The sequence below is a fragment of the Paenibacillus pinihumi DSM 23905 = JCM 16419 genome (assembly GCF_000422505.1).
Classification (GTDB): domain Bacteria; phylum Bacillota; class Bacilli; order Paenibacillales; family Paenibacillaceae; genus Paenibacillus_D; species Paenibacillus_D pinihumi.
The window spans coordinates 35,423-56,015 of record NZ_KE383868.1 but is presented as its reverse complement, the minus strand read 5'-3'; the positions used below and the strand labels follow the sequence as shown (position 1 = coordinate 56,015).

The 20,593-nt window shown below is 48.4% G+C and carries 14 protein-coding genes and 1 pseudogene; 3 read left to right on the top strand and 12 right to left on the bottom strand.

Features of this window, described 5'->3' with window-relative positions:
- Window positions 1–161: 161 nt before the first annotated feature.
- The 10 genes and pseudogenes from H583_RS34550 to H583_RS0127780 all read right to left on the bottom strand — a co-directional run bounded on the left by H583_RS34550 (window position 162) and on the right by H583_RS0127780 (window position 11,457).
- On the bottom strand, window positions 162–2,999 hold the full coding sequence (locus H583_RS34550) for an ATP-binding protein (protein ID WP_051237150.1): 2,838 nt from the start codon (window positions 2,997–2,999) through the stop codon (window positions 162–164).
- Complete coding sequence (locus H583_RS0127820) at window positions 2,992–3,357, bottom strand: response regulator transcription factor (protein ID WP_028563348.1); 366 nt, start codon at window positions 3,355–3,357, stop codon at window positions 2,992–2,994. The genes H583_RS34550 and H583_RS0127820 overlap by 8 nt, the downstream gene beginning before the upstream one ends.
- Window positions 3,358–3,381: 24 nt before the next feature.
- Complete coding sequence (locus tag H583_RS0127815) at window positions 3,382–4,620, bottom strand: response regulator (RefSeq protein WP_028563347.1); 1,239 nt, start codon at window positions 4,618–4,620, stop codon at window positions 3,382–3,384.
- A 231-nt stretch (window positions 4,621–4,851) separates the two neighbouring features.
- Window positions 4,852–6,144 carry a DUF4129 domain-containing protein gene (locus H583_RS0127810; protein ID WP_028563346.1) on the bottom strand — a complete coding sequence of 431 codons (1,293 nt, stop codon included), beginning with the start codon at window positions 6,142–6,144 and terminating at the stop codon, window positions 4,852–4,854.
- Entirely contained in the window at window positions 6,128–7,228 is a 1,101-nt protein-coding gene (locus H583_RS0127805; protein ID WP_028563345.1) for a DUF58 domain-containing protein, read from the bottom strand. Before H583_RS0127805 ends, H583_RS0127810 begins: the two co-directional genes overlap by 17 nt.
- A gap of 9 nt (window positions 7,229–7,237) precedes the next feature.
- Window positions 7,238–8,200 carry an AAA family ATPase gene (locus H583_RS0127800; RefSeq protein ID WP_028563344.1) on the bottom strand — a complete coding sequence of 321 codons (963 nt, stop codon included), beginning with the start codon at window positions 8,198–8,200 and terminating at the stop codon, window positions 7,238–7,240.
- A 230-nt stretch (window positions 8,201–8,430) separates the two neighbouring features.
- Window positions 8,431–9,309, bottom strand: coding sequence for a metal-dependent hydrolase (locus tag H583_RS0127795; RefSeq protein ID WP_028563343.1), 879 nt, complete (start codon window positions 9,307–9,309; stop codon window positions 8,431–8,433).
- Window positions 9,310–9,384: 75 nt separating this feature from the next.
- A pseudogene (locus H583_RS34545) lies at window positions 9,385–10,031 on the bottom strand (phosphotransferase enzyme family protein); the annotation flags it as partial.
- A 389-nt stretch (window positions 10,032–10,420) separates the two neighbouring features.
- The gene (locus tag H583_RS0127785) at window positions 10,421–10,777 is read right to left on the bottom strand and encodes a DUF1304 domain-containing protein (protein ID WP_028563342.1); all 357 of its coding nucleotides are present in this window, start codon (window positions 10,775–10,777) and stop codon (window positions 10,421–10,423) included.
- Window positions 10,774–11,457, bottom strand: a complete 684-nt coding sequence (locus H583_RS0127780) for an HAD family hydrolase (RefSeq protein ID WP_028563341.1) — start codon at window positions 11,455–11,457, stop codon at window positions 10,774–10,776. The genes H583_RS0127785 and H583_RS0127780 overlap by 4 nt, the downstream gene beginning before the upstream one ends.
- Window positions 11,458–11,677: 220 nt before the next feature.
- Here H583_RS0127780 and H583_RS0127775 point away from each other — a divergent pair, with 220 nt between their 5' ends.
- The gene (locus H583_RS0127775; RefSeq protein WP_028563340.1) at window positions 11,678–12,901 is read left to right on the top strand and encodes an oxalate decarboxylase family bicupin; all 1,224 of its coding nucleotides are present in this window, start codon (window positions 11,678–11,680) and stop codon (window positions 12,899–12,901) included.
- Window positions 12,902–13,037: 136 nt separating this feature from the next.
- Window positions 13,038–13,667 carry a TVP38/TMEM64 family protein gene (locus tag H583_RS0127770; protein WP_028563339.1) on the top strand — a complete coding sequence of 210 codons (630 nt, stop codon included), beginning with the start codon at window positions 13,038–13,040 and terminating at the stop codon, window positions 13,665–13,667.
- Window positions 13,668–13,741: 74 nt separating this feature from the next.
- Here the strand turns inward: H583_RS0127770 and H583_RS0127765 are convergent, their stop codons facing one another.
- The gene (locus H583_RS0127765; protein WP_028563338.1) at window positions 13,742–14,257 is read right to left on the bottom strand and encodes a GNAT family N-acetyltransferase; all 516 of its coding nucleotides are present in this window, start codon (window positions 14,255–14,257) and stop codon (window positions 13,742–13,744) included.
- A gap of 381 nt (window positions 14,258–14,638) precedes the next feature.
- Here H583_RS0127765 and trhO point away from each other — a divergent pair, with 381 nt between their 5' ends.
- Window positions 14,639–15,553 carry an oxygen-dependent tRNA uridine(34) hydroxylase TrhO gene (trhO, locus tag H583_RS0127760; protein WP_028563337.1) on the top strand — a complete coding sequence of 305 codons (915 nt, stop codon included), beginning with the start codon at window positions 14,639–14,641 and terminating at the stop codon, window positions 15,551–15,553.
- Between the two features lie 441 nt (window positions 15,554–15,994).
- Here trhO and H583_RS35740 read toward each other — a convergent pair whose 3' ends face one another.
- Window positions 15,995–20,077 carry an S-layer homology domain-containing protein gene (locus tag H583_RS35740; protein ID WP_051237144.1) on the bottom strand — a complete coding sequence of 1,361 codons (4,083 nt, stop codon included), beginning with the start codon at window positions 20,075–20,077 and terminating at the stop codon, window positions 15,995–15,997.
- Window positions 20,078–20,593 lie beyond the last annotated feature (516 nt).

The window sequence follows — 20,593 nt, the reverse complement described above, 5'->3', positions numbered from 1 at the left end:
GCTCTTCCGCAGACAAGTTTTGCCGGGAGCCACCCTCTGATTATCAGGTGCTGCCGACTTAAGGTAAAACATAGTTATTACGATGTGGTACCGACTGTATTGCCGTTTGAAGAAAGGGCGCTTTGGGTACCATTACCCAAAATCGCCCTTAATGAAACATGTTATTTGGATAGCGCACGCTGTACAGCGGCGGACAGCATGCCTGGCAGATAAGGCTTGATAAGGAAGTCGCGGATTCCCCATTGGGACGCTTTGTCCTTTTCCTCGAATGCACTGGAAATGATAATCGGCGTATTGATCAGCAGATCGGATTTCTTCATATGCTCGATCACGTCCCAGCCGTTTGTCCCTGATTCCAGCATCAGGTCCAGAACAACAACATCGGGCTTGATCTGCTGAATTTGTTCAATAGCATGTCGCCCCTCTGTGAACAGCTCCACACGATAACCGCTCGTAAGCAGCTCGTCGCGAAGCATGTGGGAGAGATTATGGTCATTTTCCACCACCATAACAGTTGGAGCGGAATCCCGGATCAGGCCGGCTGTCTCCAGATCGGCAGGATGCTCCTCCTGCACATGCAACGGCATTGTAATTGTAAAGGTACTGCCCTTGCCCTGTTCAGAGACAACCGTAATGTCGCCTTTATGCTGGTTGATAATCTCTTTGACGATAGCAAGGCCAAGGCCTGTCCCCCCGATTTCCCTGCGGTCCGAGTTGTCCACCCGGTAAAATTTATTAAACAGCTTTGGCAGCGCATCCTCCGGGATACCCAGGCCCTCATCCTTAATATCCAGGATAGCCTTGCCGCGAATAACATTGCAGTTAATACCGATTTCGCCGCCTTCCGGCGAATATTTCACCGCATTGCTGATCAGATTCGTCAGCACCTGGCGCAGCTTATCCTGATCGCCGAGCACCGTGCACGCTTCATTATTCAAATGCATCTGAAACCTGTGCTTTTCATTGCCCATCCGCTGGATCTCGACCACCTCGCGGATTAGAGGTGTCAGTTCAACCGGCTCTACAATATAGGTCTGCTTGCCGGATTCCATCCGCTGCAAGTCGAGGAAGTCATTAATTAATGTCGTTAATCGTCTGGCTTCCTGATGGATCGTATGAATATATTTCCGCTGGCGCTCCGGCTTCAGCTCGCGATGCAGCAGCAGCTCGGCAAAGCCAAGCACACTGGCCAGCGGCGTGCGCAGCTCATGGCTGACGGTGCTTACAAACTCCGATTTCATCCGGTCAACCTCATACTCTCTGGTAATATCCCGGTGGACAAGCAGCAGGCCGAACTGGACACCATCTCGATACAGCGGTTCATAGTAAAGCTGCATATAACGATGCACGGGCTGCTTGATTTCATACTGCACGCTCGGGGAAGCTGTCGCATCACCGGCAACGATGCTCTTGATAAAAGCGGTCAGGCCGCTCGTATTGGTCACGTTCTCTTCAAGCTCTCCCAACAGCTTATCAAGCGGGAATCGCGAGCGCTGGTCCCCCTTCTGGAAGAAGCTAAAGAAGTCCGCCATCTTATCATTGACCTCCAGCGTCTCCCCTTGCATATCCATGAAATGAATACCTTCCTGGATCGTGTTGATCATATCACGCGTCAGCTGCCGCTGGCGCGCGGTTTCCTCATACATCTCCAGCTTATCCAGAGCCAGGGATACTTGACGGGCAAGGCTGACAATTTCGCTCTCTTCATGCTTGGTGATTGTCCGGCCAATGCGTGTCAGCAGCAGTACTGCAATTACCTCTTGCTGCCCATTGACAATCGGTACATACAAATCGCTAGCCTGAATGTCCTGCTCATGGTAAGCGCGCTCCCCGTCGGATGCATCACGAACGAGCTTGTATGGCTCCAGCGTCTCGGTGACCCGCACCACCATGCTGTCTCCGATTGAATGAATAAATCCGTCGGCAGCAGCAGCAGAAACGCCGTTGGCCGCATAGTCATTGTTCGTATTCAACAGAACAAGAATTCCCTTGTCAAAGTCGCTGAACCGCACCAGATTGTTAATAATACTGTCAAGCAGTTCCTGCTTGTCCAGCGTATTAGCCAGCGCCTGAATGAAAGCATTCCGGTTGGTCAGATAAACCTCATTCTCCTCCAGCGTCTCCACGACCTGCTGAAGCTCTTCCTGTTGAGCCTGAAGCTCATCCTGCTGGGCAATCAATTCTTCGTTCTGTGCCAGCAATTCTTCTTCCTTCGCCTGAATCTGAACCATCATGTCATTAAAGGAACGGGCAAGCTCACCAAGCTCATCCTCCCGTTCAAGATCTTCCAAATGAATAACATGACCCCGGCCGAACTGGCTGGCCTGCTGTGCAAGCTGTCCCAAGGGCTGGCCGATATCTATTGCGACACGGCGGCTGATATAGAGCGACAGCAGCAGAACAAGACATACATAAATGATAAACAGCACACCCTGAAATGAAAGATCACGGATTAGCTTATCATTGGCATTGGCCGCAATATGCTGCACATTTTGCTCAAACTCTTTGGAGAACAGCATCAGTTCATTCACCGGATTCTCTTCTCCGGATGGGACGAACTTGCGCAAGCCCTCATAATCCCCTTTTTCCGCCAGCGCTATCGCGCCAGGCAGCAGGTTGTCGAAATAGTCGGTGAAAAAACTCTCAATTTCCGCAATGAGACGCTCTTCGTCTTCGGAGAATTCGAGCCGTTTGAAGTCCGCTATCGATTGTTCGAGGCCTTTTTTGGCTTCAAACATCTTCTTGTATTCGAACTGGTTCAGATAGACATAGTAGCCCCTTGCGCGCAAAATAATCTCGTTGGAATAATCGCCAATCTCCGCTACGAGCTCCTGTTTGGTTCGAATTTCATTGGACCTTAGCTCATACTTCTGCAAAATCTGGATGGTGCTTAACAGAACAAATACTGCGCCTGCTAAAATAAGCAGCAGCGACAGCAGCAGCATTGAGCTGAAGCGGCGGGTAATCCGCTTCCGTAAGTAATGCTGCCATTTAGCCACGGAGCATTTCCTCCACTTTGTCGATCAGATCGAGCGGGCTGAACGGCTTGGACATAAATCCGTCCGCTCCTGCAGCCAGTACCTTCTCCTGTTCTGCCTGCTGGCTCTTGGCCGACAGCATCAGAATTTTGACCTGCTCCTTGCCGGGAAGCTGCCTCACCTTTTCAATAATTTCGATTCCTGTCATCTTAGGCATCATATAATCGAGAATAACGAGATCATATTCTCCCGATGTAATATATTGATAAGCCTCCTCGCCGTCGCTTGCCTCGTCGATGCTATAGCCCTCATCCTCCAGCGTATCGACGACCAGCATTCGCAATATCGGTTCATCTTCTGCCAACAGCAGTTTCTTCATAACTTCCTTTACCCTCCAAGATGTTCAAAATTCTATGATGCAACCGCTATCCGGCTGTTCAGCCAAATAACGGCTTACAACTTTTTTTGCAGACCGGCTGCGCTCCAATAAACGGCAAAGCTCTTCCTCAGCTGTTTTTGCCGCAACGTCTGTCACTGCATGCACGACGGTAATCGTACCGCCGTCCTCCCGCACGGGCCAGAAACCGGGAAGGCTCTGCCCCACCTTCGAAGTATACAAGCGCGTAGTCGCTTCCGCTCCATGCAGCAGCACGGCGAAACGGCTTCCGCTGTAACGAATAACGGCCTCTCCCATTCCATCTGTTGGAAGCACCTCATTCAGACAGTTCGCCAGACCAATAAGTGCTGCATTCCCGGCCTCTTCTCCCCGTGTCCGATTGATATGCTCCAGCCCTGCGAGCTGAAATATCAAAAGAATCCGGTCATCCCCCGCCTGTTCCGCGGCGGAGTCGACAGTCCTGCAAAGCGCAGGGAGCTGTGAGCGGCTCCACACTCCTGTCAGGGTATCAGACAGCCGCAACTTCTCAGCAACCAGCTTCCGTCCCAGCTGCCGTTCAAGACGGGCAGCGAGCTCAGCCGTATGCAGCGGCTTTGCAATAAAATCATCGGCGCCAAGCCGTAGTGCCTGTATGGGGACAGACGGTAATGTATCTGCACTCATAATGATAACGGGCATAGGAATTGCTGCCGCAGCGACCTGTTCTCGTATGGCAAGCATAATATCGATTCCGCTGCTCCTCTGCATATGCAAATCCAGTACCATGGCATCTGGCTTGTCCGTATGTACAATATGTAATGCCGTCTCGGAATTAGCAGTTGCAATTACCGTGTACCCTCTGCGTCCCAGTTCTTCTGTAAGATAGGCCAGGAAATCTTCGTCATCGTCGACAAGAAGCAGCTTTCCATTAAGGCTGGCAGGAGCATTCGCTGCTGTCAACGTAACAGAAGATTCGTCAACAAGAAGCTTTTCTTCCGCAAGCAAGATCAGACCGGACAAAAAACGCTCCAACTCCCACCGCAGCCATTCGGCCCGCTGATCATCCTCGAGCGCATCCATCAGGGAAGCAGCCTCTTCGGAGATACGGTTTAATCCAATCGTACCTGAAGTACCGCGTACCGTATGCAAAAAGCGGTGCAATTCACCGCTTGTTACAGTCGTATGTGGATCCGATTGCTCATCCCACAGCCAGACATTCAATTGCTCCTTCAGTCTGGCTGTCAGAGCAAGCTGATATTTTTTCATTCTTGCACCTGCTAACTCTCCAAATCAGAGCTTGCTATTCTCTACCAAAATTCATCTCTATACTTTTTCGACATTCTTCTGCAATGTCCTGCATAAAAGAGGCTCAACTGAGGAAACCCTGCCAATGATTTCATAACGGGGAACATGCATTGCCCGTCTATATTCATTTAAATATCGAAGCAGAGACAGTATTTATTTAATATCATGAAATATCAATAACATTAAATTATATTATTCTTTCATTTTCTCTTTTATACGCATGATTTCTTCGGATTTTATTTCATCCTTGCCATAACGGGCACGCTCATATAAATCGGTCAACGGGTGAATAACCCCCTGTTCATCCTTCCCTGTCTTTTGCAGGTCATGCAGTGTCTCCCTTGGCGTGTGATGCAGGAGAGGTTCATATCCCTGTTTTCTTTTTTGACGGAGCCACGACCGGTACAGGAAGCGAACCTTATCTTTCGCATCCATGCTTTCCTGCCAGCGCTCTCTCCCTTGCTTGCCGCTGTTTCGCCGCTCCTTGTCTCTCTTTCTTCCATTCCAGTCCAGAACAGTTTCTACTTCATCCACATACCCGTCATGAGCGAAGCTTCCACTCTGCTGATTCAGCAGCCGGGACAGCCAGCGGCGGATTATGGCGGCGAAGCCGGGCACGCGTTTCAACCCCTGGTAGAGCAGCCAAATAAATAATAACACCAGTCCTGCAAAGATAAGCGTGGTGAGCAGCTTCTCCATCAGCATTAGCAGTGCTGATGGTTCCTTCTGTTCTTCAGGGAACATCGGCTCAAACAGCGTCTGTTCAGGTGTTGTTATCAGCTCCGGCTCAGGCTTCCCTGAGTTCCCGAGCAAAGTGCGTATCCAATCCCTCAACCACATTAGAACCTGATCCAGCCTCTGTAAAAATGCCAGCAGCAGCACAGCCGCGAGCAGCAGACCGACCTGAAGCCGGTTATGCCTCCGGACACCAGCAGGAACTGCTGAATCCTCTCCTCCCGCAGTCTCCAGCAGCAGCATCTGACTGTTGGAGACATATAGTGTGATGACAAGGGCGCCGATGCCGCACCAAAGCAGCAATGATGTGTACGGCTGCAAGGCCTGGACAAAATTGAATATCACCGATGAAAAAAAGTACAACAGCAACCCCGTCAAATAAGCGGAAAACGGGAATCTGTCCCTCCATGCTGCGAGCTCACTTCCCGCGCCCCGATATAAGGCAATGCCAATAAGCAAGGCCCCAGCGACAAAACTGATCACATCAGCTCCGTAAAAAACATAAGAGAGTGCCGCGCTGCCAAGGATACAAAACAACAGCAACCGATAAAAGCGGTTCAGCCTTAGCTGACTGCTGGCATAGCTGCCAATTCCGTAACCAAGGCCAAGAAACAGCAGCAATAAAAGCGGCGACCACCGCGAACCATGCAGCAAAAAGGCCTGAATGATGACAAGAACCGGGAAGTACAGCAATACTTCTGCAAAGCCCTGGCATGATGCGGTCCAGGCGGCTTTAAACATTCTGCCCATAGGCCCCCCCCTCTCGTAGCGGCAGCCATTGAACATCATGCCCCGCACGTCTGAGACGTTCAACCTGGGTACTGATTTTTTCACTCATAAAGGCGGACAAGACCAGATAGCCCATTCGCTGCTGTACGATTTCCGCTTCCTGCTGAAGCAGTTCATCAAACGGCATGGACAGCTCAATTATCAGGCCCGCCATCGTATCCAGCAGCCGGTTAAGCTGAGGATGGCCGCCTTGCGGCTCAAGGCGGACCGGAGCCTTGGGCTTGTCAAGCTGACAAGCATTAATGAGAAAACCAAACTCCATTCCCTGCCTGGCGGCATAGCTTGCTACCCCGGCAGCATAGGAAATGGCCCATTCGACACGTTGCTCCTCATTGACCGTATTCCACATCTGCTCATGATCTTCAATATTAATGACGAGCATCAGCCGATGATCTGCCGTGTAATCCCGCTTATGTACCTGAAGCGCCCCGGTACGGGCCGTAGCTTTCCAGTTGATCCCCTTCATGGAATCGCCGGAGCGGTACTCCCGGGTACCGGCTGTCATGAAAGGATCCTCGACAATCCAGCGCTTGACGATTTGTTCTCCCTGCCAGCTCTGTGAAGGTAATGTCAGCCCGGAGAGCGGCAGCGGCTTCGGATAGACCTTTAATTCGAAGCCCACATGAATCCGGTTGGTGGTACTTCGGATGCCAAGCACATCTCCGCATGTCAGAGATACGGCATCCATCCGATAGATGCCGCGCCTTGTGCAAGTCATTTTATGGCGGCGCGTAATCTTGGTGTATGGCATCAGATTAAACAGACTTCTGTGGTTTTGCATAAAATGCCCTTCGCTGATCTCCAGATTGGATTGGCGCTCGAAGCGCAAGCCTGCATGGAGAAGAGACTCTACCTTCAGCCAGGGCAGCGGGAGCAGCTTGTAATTGGCGATCTGCTCCACCATCTCAATCTGGTCCCCCTGAAAGCAGCGATCCGTGCTAAAGCGGCGGCTGTACGACAGCCGCCGCTGCCCCCAGTACGTGTAAATGACCGACTGGACAACGGTAACCAGCAGCGCCATCAACATAATCCAATGAATGTTCATACGCGCCTCCTACGGTCTTGCAGGATCAGCTTCAGCGGGAACAGCAATTTCACGGAGCAGGCTGCTAATCAGTTGTTCAGTGAAGTGATTCCTGTCATGCTGAAAGCCGGCAGGGATCAAGCGGTGTGCAAGCACCGGGATGGCCATTGCCTTCACATCATCCGGAGTCGCAAAGCTGCGTCCCTGGAGCACCGCATGCGCCTGCACGGCACGCAGGAGCGCCTGGCTGCCGCGCGGGCTGATCCCTGCGGCGAGTTCATCGTGATGGCGCGTCTTCTCAATAATCTGCAGCATATACAGGAGCAGATCATCATGTACGGCAACCTGGGTATAACTTTCCTGGGCACGGACGATATCCTCGGCATTCACGACGCTGTCCAGATTATCCAGCGGGTTGACGGTCTGAAAACGTTTTAGAATATGCAGTCCTTCTTCAATCGTAGGATAGCCCATCCGGATTTTGAACAGGAAGCGGTCAAGCTGCGCCTCCGGCAGCGGGAAGGTTCCTTGATGCTCTACCGGATTTTGGGTAGCGATAACCAGAAACGGACGGCTTAGCTTATAGGTGTGCCCGTCCACACTCACCTGCCGCTCCTCCATGCACTCCAGCAAGCTCGATTGGGTCCTTGGCGTAGCCCGGTTGATTTCATCCGCCAACAAAATATTCGTAAACAACGGACCAGTACGGAATTCAAACTCACCAGCCTTCTGATTGAAAAACTGGATGCCGCTCAGATCCGAAGGAAGCAGATCCGGTGTAAATTGTATGCGCTTGAAATCACAGTGAACCGATTTGGCGACCGCCTTGGCAATCATAGTTTTGCCTGTGCCGGGAACATCCTCCAGCAAAATATGGCCCGAGGTCATGAGTGCAATCAGCAGCTTGTCCACCACCTCGTCTTTTCCTACGATGACTTTGCTTACATGGGCTCGAATCGTATCCGTTAACGCCTTGATTTCTGTCAGTTTCATGCACAATCCTCTCCTTTTGCGATAATGAACAGCTATATATTTAATGTCATTAATAATTAACGATATAAAAATGATACAGCTCCCTAAAGGATGCGGGTGACATCATATGAGGACTGGCGCAGGAGCCAAGTAAATATTCAATACAACCCTACAAATAGCAATGAATTCGGAATGGATTACCAACTATGCCCAGGCATGAATGAACCTTATAGGCACGATATTTAATGTCATTAATCAATATCGATATATTCATATAAAAATGAAGCATCATTACGGTAAAATCTCGGATCAAATACGCCAAACTTCTTCCCGTCGTCAACAACGACTACAAAAGGCGACCATTCAACGAGTGTGCGGGCTTTTGGATTTTGCTCGAACAACTCTTCTAAATTGCGGCCTTCCTGCGACTGCAGTTCTGTTACCGTCTGAAGTCCAGTCCATACCGAGCCTTTTTGCAGAGTGACCAAGTTATCCTTCTTCCCGATTACGGTGAACACGCCAGGGACAAAATCCGCGGCAAGCACAGCTTCATCGTATTGCCCTTTGGTCTCATGGAGCAATGCCATCCCCTGTCCGGTTTGAGCAGCAGCATGAACAATCATCAGCGCCCAGACAATCCGGTAAATATAATGTGGCGACCGGCCATGCCTTCTCCGGACGATACGGGCAGTGACATAGCCGCCCAGCATAATGGCCCAGAACACAACATCTACAATCGGAATTGTCCCAAGCGTCAGCCTCGCTGAAGACAACGGTTCAAAATATCCGGTTCCCCAGGCGTTAAAGATATCGCTCGTATCGTGAATAAAGACCGCCAAGAGCGACATGTTAAACCAACGCCACCCCTTCTCCTTGAACACAAGACGGACAAAGAGCGCAATCATAGCGGACCATACCGGAATCATTAAAAGGGAATGCGTAATTCCGCGATGCCACATCTGATAGCGTCCTGTTGTATCCCAAAGCTGGGATATGACATCAATATCAGGGATTTGAGAGCCGATTACCGTCGTAAACAGCAGGGCGGCTTTCTGCCTTCTGCTCATTTCACTCTTATTCACAGTCCCGTATAAGGCTAATCCGAATAATGTGTGTGTAATAGAATCCATTTCTTCCTCCAAACTATAAATCTCTTAAAAAAGTTTCCTTAACTATCAGGAGCTGTACGCATACCTGTCAAACCTTATGCTTCCTCCTCCCGCAAACGAATACTCCATTGCAGAATAGACAGGAACAACCAGATCATAAATGTAATAGTGTTTTTCACAATCTTGAAAATCAATCATCGTAACGTTGGAATCCTGATCGACAAGGATGTTTTCCAGCCATAGATCTCCATGCACAAGCCCATAGGCAGCCTTATTCTGAGGCAATTGTCTAATAGAGGCAAGCACGTCTTTGGCAATTTCCCGGATTGCCGTTTCCTCTGCAGGGATGTATTTCAGAAAGTTATACTCTTCGTTGTCATACCAGTCTTTGATGTGCGCTGCCGCTGTTTCATTCTCCAAATATTGTTTGGTCACGCGATGCATACGGCCAATTTCTTTACCCAGTTGTCTGAAAATATTGTTATTCCATTCCGATCTCGGCAGGTGAATGCCTGACGCAGCTTGAAAGACAACGACCAGCTTCTCATCCTCCAACACTATTGTTTCGATAAATTGGAAGAGGCTATAGCTTTGGGAACGCCTACACCTTGATCATTTAAAAATCGGGTCCAGCGAATTTCCTCCTCTTGCTCCTGACAGCTCTTGTAATTCGTAATACGGGCAAAATACAATGCTTGCCCTGCATGGCAGCGGTACATCCGGAAATATTTCCTCCGTTTCATTTCCCGGGGAACCGCAAATTCCGCCTCTTGCTTCTACCAATTGACACGCAATTTCGGACGCCGTCGTTCTGTGGCGACCCTCCCATGCAGCGTTCGTCAGAAAGCGATCCTTTATTTTGGAACATCCGATGCCTATAGTCTACTTTACATGAAGAATTCTTTTTTTGGAACGGTAAATCCCCTTGAAAATGACTCTTTTCCCAATTCATGCTTTGATTTACTGCTCTATTTCCTGTTGAACGACAGGCTGGAGCCTGACCTTCCCAATTAACCGGATTTTCGACACTTTGCTTTCATATACAGCTCAACAACTGATCAAAAAAAACATGCGCAGCAGCAAGACTCGGGCTTTGATAGCCTCTGTCTTGCTGCTGCGCATTTCCGGGTTCTTATGTGAAGAGCACCAGCAGCAAAGCAATAATTGCAGGAGAACCTTGCATCAGCAAAATTTTCACCTTCACGGTCAATGCTCCGTACAACGCCGCAACAATGACACAAGCCAGGAAGAAAATTTGAATTTGCTCCCCGAATGCCGCATTCGGATGAATGAGACCCCAGATCAGGCCGGCAGCCAAAAACCCGTTATACAACCCTTGGTTCGCACCGAGCTTTTTGGAACTCTCGGCAGTTTCTTTCGTCATGCTGAAAGTTTTCAATGCCCGCGGAGTCGTCCAGAGGAACATCTCCAGCACCATAATATAAATGTGCATAATGGCTACCAGCGCCACAAAGATTGCAGCTATCATACGTTACTTCCTCTTTCCATGAGAGACTGAATAATTTCCGGAAGCTCGGACAGCTGGCGGACTGCAGCAGATGGCGAGACTCCCCTCTCCAGCATGGCTTCAGGTGATGTTTTGTATGTCACAAACGGAATTCCTGCGTCCAGTGAGGCACGGCCGTCTATCCAAGAATCCCCCACTGATATCCAGCTCTGATCTCCAATGTGGGGAAAATGCCGTTTCACCAGCAGATAAGCAGAAGGCGATGGCTTCAGCGCCTCCATCTGGTCCCGGCCGACAATTAAATCAAATCGGGAATGGATGCCTGTAGAGTGAAGTGCTTTCTCTGCAGCTGCATGCGCATTGTTCGTTACGAGCACCAGTGTGTAATCGTTGCATAGAGCTGTCAGCAATTCAACAGCTCCCGGCTCCAGACCGACACCCTGCATTCCGTCAAATTCATGGTGGGCAATCGTATCCAGCAGATTCTGTTCCAGCTCATGAGCTATTCCTTGCTGTCTGGCGTAATCCAGCAGCATTGACGATGTGTAGCCTTGCACAGTGAAATCCTCGGGAATGATGCCTTGAGCGGCCAACATGTTGAACAAATCCTGCTTCATCGCCTTAAAATCAATCGTAGACTGCAGCAGCGTATTGTCCATATCAAAAATAATACCTCTATCTCGTTTTCGGTTCGTATTCATCAGGCTCCTTTTAAATAGAAGCAAGCAGCAGAATTTCCGCTTGCCCGCTACAAGATTGTCTATAGGTAAGCATACACCGCCCGCGAAAATTGAACAAGCCGATTTTGGAATGACAGGGCTTGATTTATAAGGCTTTGCCCCTTCTGTTGTTCTATTCATTCAACCAACCGAATAGACTGCTTCATTGAGCATTTATAACCTGAAAAGGGGGAAACGTCGGATGTCTGAACAAGCAGAAAAACATGAACATGACAAAAGGCCCGCCATCCCACAGCCCATCCGCAAAAGCGATGGCGCGGGAGCAACGGATCTGGGACCGCGAGATGTGATGCGGGATATGGAAAACCCGGATATGCTGGTGCCTCCGGTTACCGATGCCGGACTTGTGCCCAATTTGAAATTTTCATTCTCGGATACACATATGCAGCTTAATCAGGGGGGCTGGTCGCGGGAAATTACAGTACGGGAACTCCCAATTGCCACTACGCTGGCCGGGGTTAATATGAGACTCACCCCTGGCGGTGTGCGGGAGCTGCATTGGCATCAGCAGGCAGAGTGGTCCTACATGCTGCTCGGGCACGCACGGATAACCGCTGTGGACCAGAACGGGAGAAATTTTATACATGATGTCGGCCCCGGCGATCTGTGGTATTTCCCGCCCGGCATCCCGCATTCCATACAAGGGCTGGAGGATGGCTGTGAATTTCTTCTTGTCTTTGACGACGGCAGCTTCTCGGATCTCAATACACTCTCGATATCCGACTGGTTCGCCCATACGCCCAAGGAAGTTCTGTCTGCCAACTTTGGAGTGCCCGAAAGCGACTTTGATGGAATTCCATCCGGTCAGGTCTATATTTTTCAGGATAAAGTCCCTGGTTCTCTGGAAAGTCAGCGGATAGAGTCTCCCTACGGGACAGTTCCTTTTTCCTTTGCCCATAAGCTGTTTGCACAAGAGCCGATCAAGACCCCCGGCGGAACCGTCCGGATTGTCGATTCGACCAACTTTCCCATATCCAAAACGATAGCAGCGGCACTCGTCGAGATTTATCCCGGAGGTATGCGGGAATTGCATTGGCATCCGAACAACGACGAGTGGCAGTATTACCTGACAGGTGAAGGACGGATGACCGTCTTTGCGGGCAACGGAGCTGCAAGAACCTTCAATTACAGGGCTGGTGATGTGGGCTATGTGCCGTTTGCCTTCGGGCACTATATTCAGAATACCGGCAAGGAGAGTCTGTGGTTTTTGGAAATGTTCAAAAGCAGCCGGTTTGAGGATGTCTCCCTGAACCAATGGATGGCGCTGACGCCGCGCGAGCTTGTTCGTGACAATCTGAACGCCTCTCCTGGCCTGATGAATTCACTTCGCAAAGAAAAATGGCCCGTGGTCAAATACCCCGGTTTCAGCAGTGAACCGAGATTGTCCGATAGACCTGAGAGATGACAAAAACATTGCCCACTCCTCACGTTGCCGCGATGCAAAGAGAAATAGTACAATAGAAGAAATGAATGGGAGCTATCAAGATCAGCTGCTTTTCGGGCTGATCTACCCGAATTATGGACAAGGCAGGGTATGCGGCATGAAAATGTGGAAGGCTGGACTAATTTATCTGGGTGTAATTGCCCTGTTTTTTTATTACCGGAACGAGCTTGCGAATTGGCTGATTAATGAGTATCCGCCAATTGGGCTCGTATTTGCTGCTGCTGTTGCTCTGGCTGTTTTTCCCGTCCTGCCTTATAAAATTATTATCGGAACACTGGGGTTCAAATATGGGCCGCTGCTCGGGGCGCTTATTAGCTGGTCGGCTGTATCCGTTGCGTCCATCCTGCTGTTTCTGACCGCAAGACACTTTTTTCGAGAAAAAGCCAGAGCCTATATCAATCGTTTTGCGCATGCAGAACGGCTCGGCAAGATGATCGAGAGCCGCCCTTTCCTGACCATCTTTATCGCCCGGTTAATTCCGTTCTTTCCGCAAGGACTCGTCAATCTGTACCCTGCTTTTCTGACCGTGCGGCTGTCTACATATATCGCAGCTTCCTCGCTCGGCAAAATTCCCGCCATGCTGCTGTTCTCTTATTTGGGCGCCCAATTGTTCACGGACTGGCGGCGGGCTTTAGTTGTGCTTGCTGTATATTGCGGCGTAGCAGCTGTCGCTTATCTTTTCTATCGTATCTGGTTTAAAAGAGGATCAGCACCCGGCAGGTCCTGATTCTCTTTAAACTTCCACTCCCCGGACATTCATCTGAAAATATACATATAGACCTGGGCCGACTGGTTCTGTCTTTATTTCCATTCCTTCCTTAAAACCGCGTAGTAATACTCATCCCACCATCTGTCGTCCCCGCACGGTATACATTGCTGGAAATAGCCTTCCCTTCGCATCCCAAGCTTCTCCATGACACGCCATGACGGGATATTCTCCGGCTGGCAGGTGGCAATAATCCGGTGCAAATTCAATTGTTCAAAACCAAAATTCATGACTGCACGGGCAGCCTCAGTGGCATAGCCCTTATTGCAGTGTCCGGAATCAAATACCCAGCCGATTTCATAGGTATGCTGTCCAAAATACGGATGAAACCCGATATGTCCGATAACCGTTCCCTGTTCAACCAGCTCAACCGCAAAGTTGCGGGCTGCAGAACCGCTATTTTCTTCAATAAATGTACGGACGCCTGCTTCATCGAGAGCGCCGCCGGGTATGTAGTGCATGACATTCGGGCTTGAAGTGTAGCCCATTACGTCTTTATGGTCTTCTTGTGCGAACGTACGAATGATTAATCTTTCTGTCTTGATTTTCATAAAAAACTCCCCTTATCATTTTCATTTCTTTATCATGCATGATCTATGGCCAGGAACTTTTAAAATTTTTGATTTTATTTCTTTAGATTTTTTGTTAATACTTACTACTATAACTAACTTATCACAAAGGACAGGCCTTAGGGAACGTGAAACAAACCTGTCGTACCGGTATTTTAAATGAAAAACGGGAATGTCACCGAATGTTGATAAATCCGCACTTGTTAAACAGACACGTTATGTTACAATATCTTTTGGAATATATGAATCCGTACTTGCTATATAATGTCGATTCCTGTATTTGTACGCGAAACGTTGCTGATCGCTGCGAAGGTATGCCAGCCGTTTACGCACTTGAAACTTAAATAGAAAAGGTGACATAAGATGAATAATAAATCGGCATTTACAGTGCTGCTCTATTATAAATTTGTCAAAGTCGACAATGCGGAGCAATTCGCTCAAGAGCATCTTGCATACTGTAAGGAACTTGGAATTAAAGGCCGGATTCTGATTGCGGATGAAGGCATTAACGGTACGCTCTCCGGCACGCCGGAGCAAGCGGAAAAATATATGAATGATTTGCGGGCAAATCCGCTGTTCTCGGATATCGTATTCAAGATTGATACCTCAGACCAGCATGTATTTAAAAAGATGTTTGTCCGTTACAAAAAGGAGCTTGTTACTTTCCGTTACGAAGATTCGGAGCTTGATCCGAATGTAATCGGCGGCAAACGTCTTTCTCCGAAGGAATGGCATGATTATTTGCAGCGTGAGGATGTTATTATACTGGACGGCCGCAACGGCTATGAGTTTGATATCGGCCATTTCCGTGGTGCCATTCGTCCGGAAGTAGAATCCTTCCGTGAATTCCCGGAGTGGATCCGCGAGAATATGAAGGATTTGAAGGATAAGCCGATCCTGACTTATTGCACCGGCGGTATCCGCTGTGAAAAGCTGAGCGGATTTTTGATTGAGGAAGGCTTCCAGGATGTGTACCAACTGGAAGGCGGAATTGTAACCTACGGACAAGACGAAGAAGTAAAAGGACACCTGTGGGACGGCAAATGCTATGTATTCGATGAGCGCATTTCTGTGCCGATCAACCGTACCGACGAGGATATCGTGGTTGGCAAGTGCCATCACTGCGGGAAACCTGAGGACCGTTATATCAACTGTGCTTATGACCCTTGCCATCTCCAGCATATTTGCTGTGAGGAATGCGAAGCGGAACATAACGGCTACTGCTCGGACGAGTGCAGCTGCAATGCCGCCGCTGCTGCCGAAGTTTCCCAGGTATAAGCTGATTTAATCAAGCCAGTGCAGCGTATGCACCAAAATTATACAATAAAAATCCGTCTCCCGGCAGCAGCCTGCTGCGGGTGAGACGGATTTTTTTGCATGTCGCATGACTCAAACGTAAATTGACTGATAGTGATGACTAGCATTTTCAAATTAGTTTCAAAACATTAAATATAATTAAATATATATGGGGTTAAAGAAATTAAAATTACTGTTTAACAAACAAATAATAAGTAATGAATGCACATTGAAATGCATCGATTGTAACAATATCATTTTACATAATATAACATTAAATAAATTTATGAATACCTGCCGTGTCTCTTGCAGCAAATTAGAATCACATGAGTGCTCATGCATAAGACAGGCCATAAACAGACTGCCCCACTAAAAGGGAGAGCATCGCTCTCCCCCTCTAGTATTTGCTATTCTGTTTTGTAATTACTGGGCAATTTGCTCCTTGCCGTCAGCAGTGAGATCAAACTTGTGATCGACAGAAGCTTCTGCAATGTCACCGGCTGCCCAGTGAGTGGCGGCAACATCTGACCATGGAGACTGTGCCAGACCCGCAAGCGGACCTCTGCCCAACATCCGGTTCAGCAGTGCAACCGTTTCACCACGGGTCAGCAGTTTATCCGGACGGAATGTTCCGTCTGCATAACCATTAATCAGACCCTGGCCTTGAACTTGCTTGATTGCCTGCTCAGCCCAGTGAGAGGCAGTATCGGTAAAGCCTTGACCCGGCTTCACGATTTGCGCAGCCTCTGATGTGAAGACCGCTGCTATGGATGCAAGCTCGGCACGGGTGACTGCCTGATCCGGCTTGAAGGAGCCATCCGCAAAGCCTTTCATCAGCCCCATTTTGCTTACCTCTGCTATAGCTTTAGCAGCCCAGTAAGAGGCAGGTACATCACTGTAAGTTTGCTCTGCTTGTTTCTCTTCATGATGCGCAATGCGGGATAAAACTGTCGCAATTTCTGCACGTGTCATTCCATTCTCCGGCTTGAACAATCCGCCCGGATAACCTTGAATATAAGCGGTATGGTCTCCAGCCTTGGCACCCTCGCCTTTCATCAGTGCGAATGTGCTGAACTTGTTCGTTGTGAAGGCAATGCCTTTCACATTGTTTTGTGTGGCCACTTTACCGGCCTTGAACTCTTTTGTACCGTCACTATGTTCGATGTACACCCAAATTGAAGACCCGTTTGCAGGTTCTCCAGCCGGGAGAGGCAGGAACAGATTGACTTCACGGTTTTGCAGCTTGGTATCGATTTTTACCGGCACTCCGATTACAGTAACTTTGCTGTCACCAAACGCTGCTTTCACCAGTTCAGACTGGTTGGCACGATCCTGGAGTGCTTGCTGATCCTGGGTGGAACGGACAGGCTTCAGATCAAAAACCACATCCTCATTCCAGTTTTGCACGGAAGCGTTTGGAAGCTCCAGTTTCGCATGGCGAGTGTCCAGAGAGAGACCAAGATTAAGGGCTGCAAGGATTCCAAGGGCATCTTTATTAAATGTTGCTTTTGTCTGTGCAACCTCGTCTTTGGCATCCGGAATCTGAATGCCTGCCAGTTTGCCGCCATTTGCAGCCAATTGGTCAGCTGCTTTTTGAGCCAGCTCTTTCGTCAATGTAACAGCATCCTTCTTTACACCGTTCTCTGTCGTGCGGACGATATTAACAGCAATTGTATTGGTGTCACCAGTATTCAGCTGTCCGGAAATATTCTCGGTCGAAGCCGATGGGCTATACCATCCCCCACCGCCACCTGTTCCCGGGTTTGGATTTGTACTGCTTTTAGCAACCTCAAAGCGCAGTTTGTCGATTAACATCAATTCGCCTGATTTTTTCTCAATTTTAATCGTGTGGTTACCGCTTGCAAGTCCCGATACTTTGAACAGGCTTTGCTGGGATTTACGGGCCGTGCTATGAGCATTCACAATCTTGGACAGGACACCGTCCATATAAATATTCATTTCACCCTGTTCAGGTCCGGTAGGCAGCAACAACTCTGCACCCGTTCCTTTAAAGGTATATGCAACTGCATCCCCGTCATTCTTCGTAAAGTGAACATCGTTGTGGAAATCGCCCGAGAACTGGAATCTCAGCTTATGTTCTCCTTTTGCCTGGGCAGCCAAGTATTCCTTCTTGATGATAATTTCATTCCCAGTTAGCGTGTAGTCAATATCAGCTTCAAGCAACTGCTTGCCGTTATAGATCCCGGCCAAATTCTGGATATCAGCTTCTACCCCAATATGAAGATCAGCCTGATTCTCAGGATTAAGGTCGAATTCCGCAGCCGAAGGATTAATCAGAGTCGGCAGTTCTACTTTCAAGGCATCAAGCAGCATGAACCTGCCATCTCGCATAACCGCCTTCAATGTATGCAAGCCGTTCGGCAAGCCGGAAACACTGTAAACAACTTGTTGAGCCTTTCTGTCTGAAGAATACGTATCAATTGTTTCCTTGAATTCGCCATTCAAATAAATGTCTACCTTGCCTTGGGAAGGATCAATCTCGGTAATGTACTGAATTCCCGTCCCTTTGAATGTGTACTCAAAGAAATCTCCCGGTTTCTCAGCGTATTGTACATCATCCTTATAATCACCGTATCCACGTCCGGTGCTTCTTCCCCATTTTCCGGAGTAGAAGATTTTAGGATCGTCGTTGTTAATGATGAAGGACCGTTCAAATGGTTCTGCTATAACCTCAACTTGTTCTTCTGTATTAGAGATAACTTGTTCGTTAGAAACTTGTTCATCTTCAATCACTGCAGGGTCTTCCGAAGTCTCTGGAGCTATGTCTGTTTCCGTTGCAGCCTGATCTTCATTGATCACGTTGCCTGTATCGGCTGCAGAGTCCCTGCTTGCTTCTTCAGTTTTGTTCGCAGTCGTATCGGCGCCTTCTTGAGCTTCCTCTACAACAGCAGGGTTATCAGAATTTTTCTCCTCACCAGTTTCAGCAGCTTCACCCTGCTCCTGAACCGGCTGATTTGCTTCATCAGCTTCAATGTTCGCTGGCAACGTTTCTTTAATCGCAATAGTCAAATTCTGTGAATCTTCTTCCAGTTCTTTTCCGCCATTGCGAACCCAAGAACCGTCATATTTCATTCCCGTATCATCATTATTCGTGCTTATAAAACCGTTCTTAGCTGTAACTTTAAACAAACGGGACGCATGCGGCTCCAAACTTGCGTCCGTGTAGCCCGTTGCATAAGTCCCCAATTCTTTACCGCTCCATAAATCCCTTACCGACGCTTCCCCATCAAGACCGATTTCACTCCAGTTAACAGTTACCGGAGCCGTTTTCGCGTCAAGATTAAACAATGCTACGTTGAAGGTGCCATCCCCATTATTCGAATACCACACTTGCTGCTGTGTATCCATAGATACCGGATGTCCAGGTCTGCCAGCCTGGTTGACAGCAATGACTTCTTTATTTGTCAATAACTCAAGACCATAATCATCCAATCGGGTCATGTCATCGCCAATGTACAATTGAGCTGCCGAAATCGACCAGAATGTCATGGCCGTCTTCCGCTCATCCTTGGTCAGGCCATTCATCGTACCATTACCCACATTCAGTGAGTCAAAATCGTTCCATCCTCCCGGACCGGCATCACGCCACCAGATCGCTGCTTCCGGGAACAGTCTTGCAATTGTAGCCCATTCTACCATCCCTTTTGTATGATCGTAAGCTTCAATATCCCAGTGGATACGCCATCCATGAGAATACTTTTTCCACCAATCCACGTAATTGTGATCAAGCGCCCAGGAAAGCTCAAACCAAATATTATGTTTGGATAGCGCCTCATACCAAGCCTTAACATCCTCTCGTGCGTCCCTGTCCAAATTGTTCTCGCCCGAGCCTGGCATTACACTATCGAATTTCACAAAGTTTACGCCCCACTCACCAAGTAAGTCCGCAATCGATTCAATATATTTTGTCGCACAAGGGTTCGTAAAATCAATCTTGTATGTGTAAGAATTCCAATAATCCATTAATTTTAATGGTTGGACCGCGATATCTTGCATATGGCAGCTTGTGCCCTTGATCTGCAGATTTTTATCATAAGCTTCCTTGGATAGACCCGGAATAAAGTACAATCCAATCTTTTGTCCGTTATTATGAACATAATCCACTACTTCCTCAAACCCGTTCGGATATAAGACGGTGCTTGGTATCGGGCGTCCATATTCGTCCATGCTGCCGTTCCATCCGGCATCAATATTTATATAGTTATAGCCATATGGCTGCAACTTTTCCCGCATTGCATCTGATTGCTTTTTAATGGCTTCAGCCGAGGTCCAATTTCCCGGTCCGTCATACACCTGGAGACTATAGCTGCTCCACCCCATATAAGGCTTCTCTGCAAAAACAGCTTTATCCGGCACTGTCACTTCTTCTGTTGTTTCTTCTGCTGCGTTTGCTACTTGCCCGGACGTCCCAAGAAAACCAAACTGCCCCACAATTAACGTGGCCATCAACAAGCTTAGCCATGCTTTCTTCATGATACGCTTCAAATGTCACAACTCCCTTTTAAGCTGAATGAATTTGCGTACAGTAACTTGCAAGAAACCTGCCTTCTTTGGCAGATCCTAAATTGTTGCTGCTAATTCACCTCCCCAAATTTCAATCAACTTGAAAGCGCTTTTAGAAAATAATTCTGCAACTCTCTACGGAATGCTTTCGGATGCCAATTACTTCTTTAGGCAAGTCCCCCTTACTGAGGGTAAAAATTGTTTCAGCAGCCTCTCTTTAGCCTCCTTGATGTTAGCGCTTTCTTTCGTACTAATTATATGGGTTCATCTTCCTCTCTGGGTAGGTACATTTCCGTTAATCCGAGTACAATTTTGCCAAAATGTACTCTCATTGTGGATGTACGCTATATATATTTGCAGTAAAATCAGTACATATCGTGCTTCCTGCAAGCATGCAGGGTACATCAGCATCCGAGGCATACATATTTCCTTATTTGGAGAATGAGTCTAATGATTTTGTTTTTTGGGGATAATGGTACGCATAAAATTACAGGTGCA

Excerpts from the sequence above, each read along its gene's own strand:
- H583_RS0127820 (WP_028563348.1), bottom strand. The coding sequence starts at position 3,357 with ATGAAGAAACTGCTGTTGGCAGAAGATGAACCGATATTGCGAATGCTG.
- H583_RS0127815 (WP_028563347.1), bottom strand. The coding sequence starts at position 4,620 with ATGAAAAAATATCAGCTTGCTCTGACAGCCAGACTGAAGGAGCAATTG.
- H583_RS0127810 (WP_028563346.1), bottom strand. The coding sequence starts at position 6,144 with ATGGGCAGAATGTTTAAAGCCGCCTGGACCGCATCATGCCAGGGCTTT.
- H583_RS0127805 (WP_028563345.1), bottom strand. The coding sequence starts at position 7,228 with ATGAACATTCATTGGATTATGTTGATGGCGCTGCTGGTTACCGTTGTC.
- H583_RS0127800 (WP_028563344.1), bottom strand. The coding sequence starts at position 8,200 with ATGAAACTGACAGAAATCAAGGCGTTAACGGATACGATTCGAGCCCAT.
- H583_RS0127795 (WP_028563343.1), bottom strand. The coding sequence starts at position 9,309 with ATGGATTCTATTACACACACATTATTCGGATTAGCCTTATACGGGACT.
- H583_RS0127785 (WP_028563342.1), bottom strand. The coding sequence starts at position 10,777 with ATGATAGCTGCAATCTTTGTGGCGCTGGTAGCCATTATGCACATTTAT.
- H583_RS0127780 (WP_028563341.1), bottom strand. The coding sequence starts at position 11,457 with ATGAATACGAACCGAAAACGAGATAGAGGTATTATTTTTGATATGGAC.
- H583_RS0127775 (WP_028563340.1), top strand. The coding sequence starts at position 11,678 with ATGTCTGAACAAGCAGAAAAACATGAACATGACAAAAGGCCCGCCATC.
- H583_RS0127770 (WP_028563339.1), top strand. The coding sequence starts at position 13,038 with ATGAAAATGTGGAAGGCTGGACTAATTTATCTGGGTGTAATTGCCCTG.
- H583_RS0127765 (WP_028563338.1), bottom strand. The coding sequence starts at position 14,257 with ATGAAAATCAAGACAGAAAGATTAATCATTCGTACGTTCGCACAAGAA.
- trhO (WP_028563337.1), top strand. The coding sequence starts at position 14,639 with ATGAATAATAAATCGGCATTTACAGTGCTGCTCTATTATAAATTTGTC.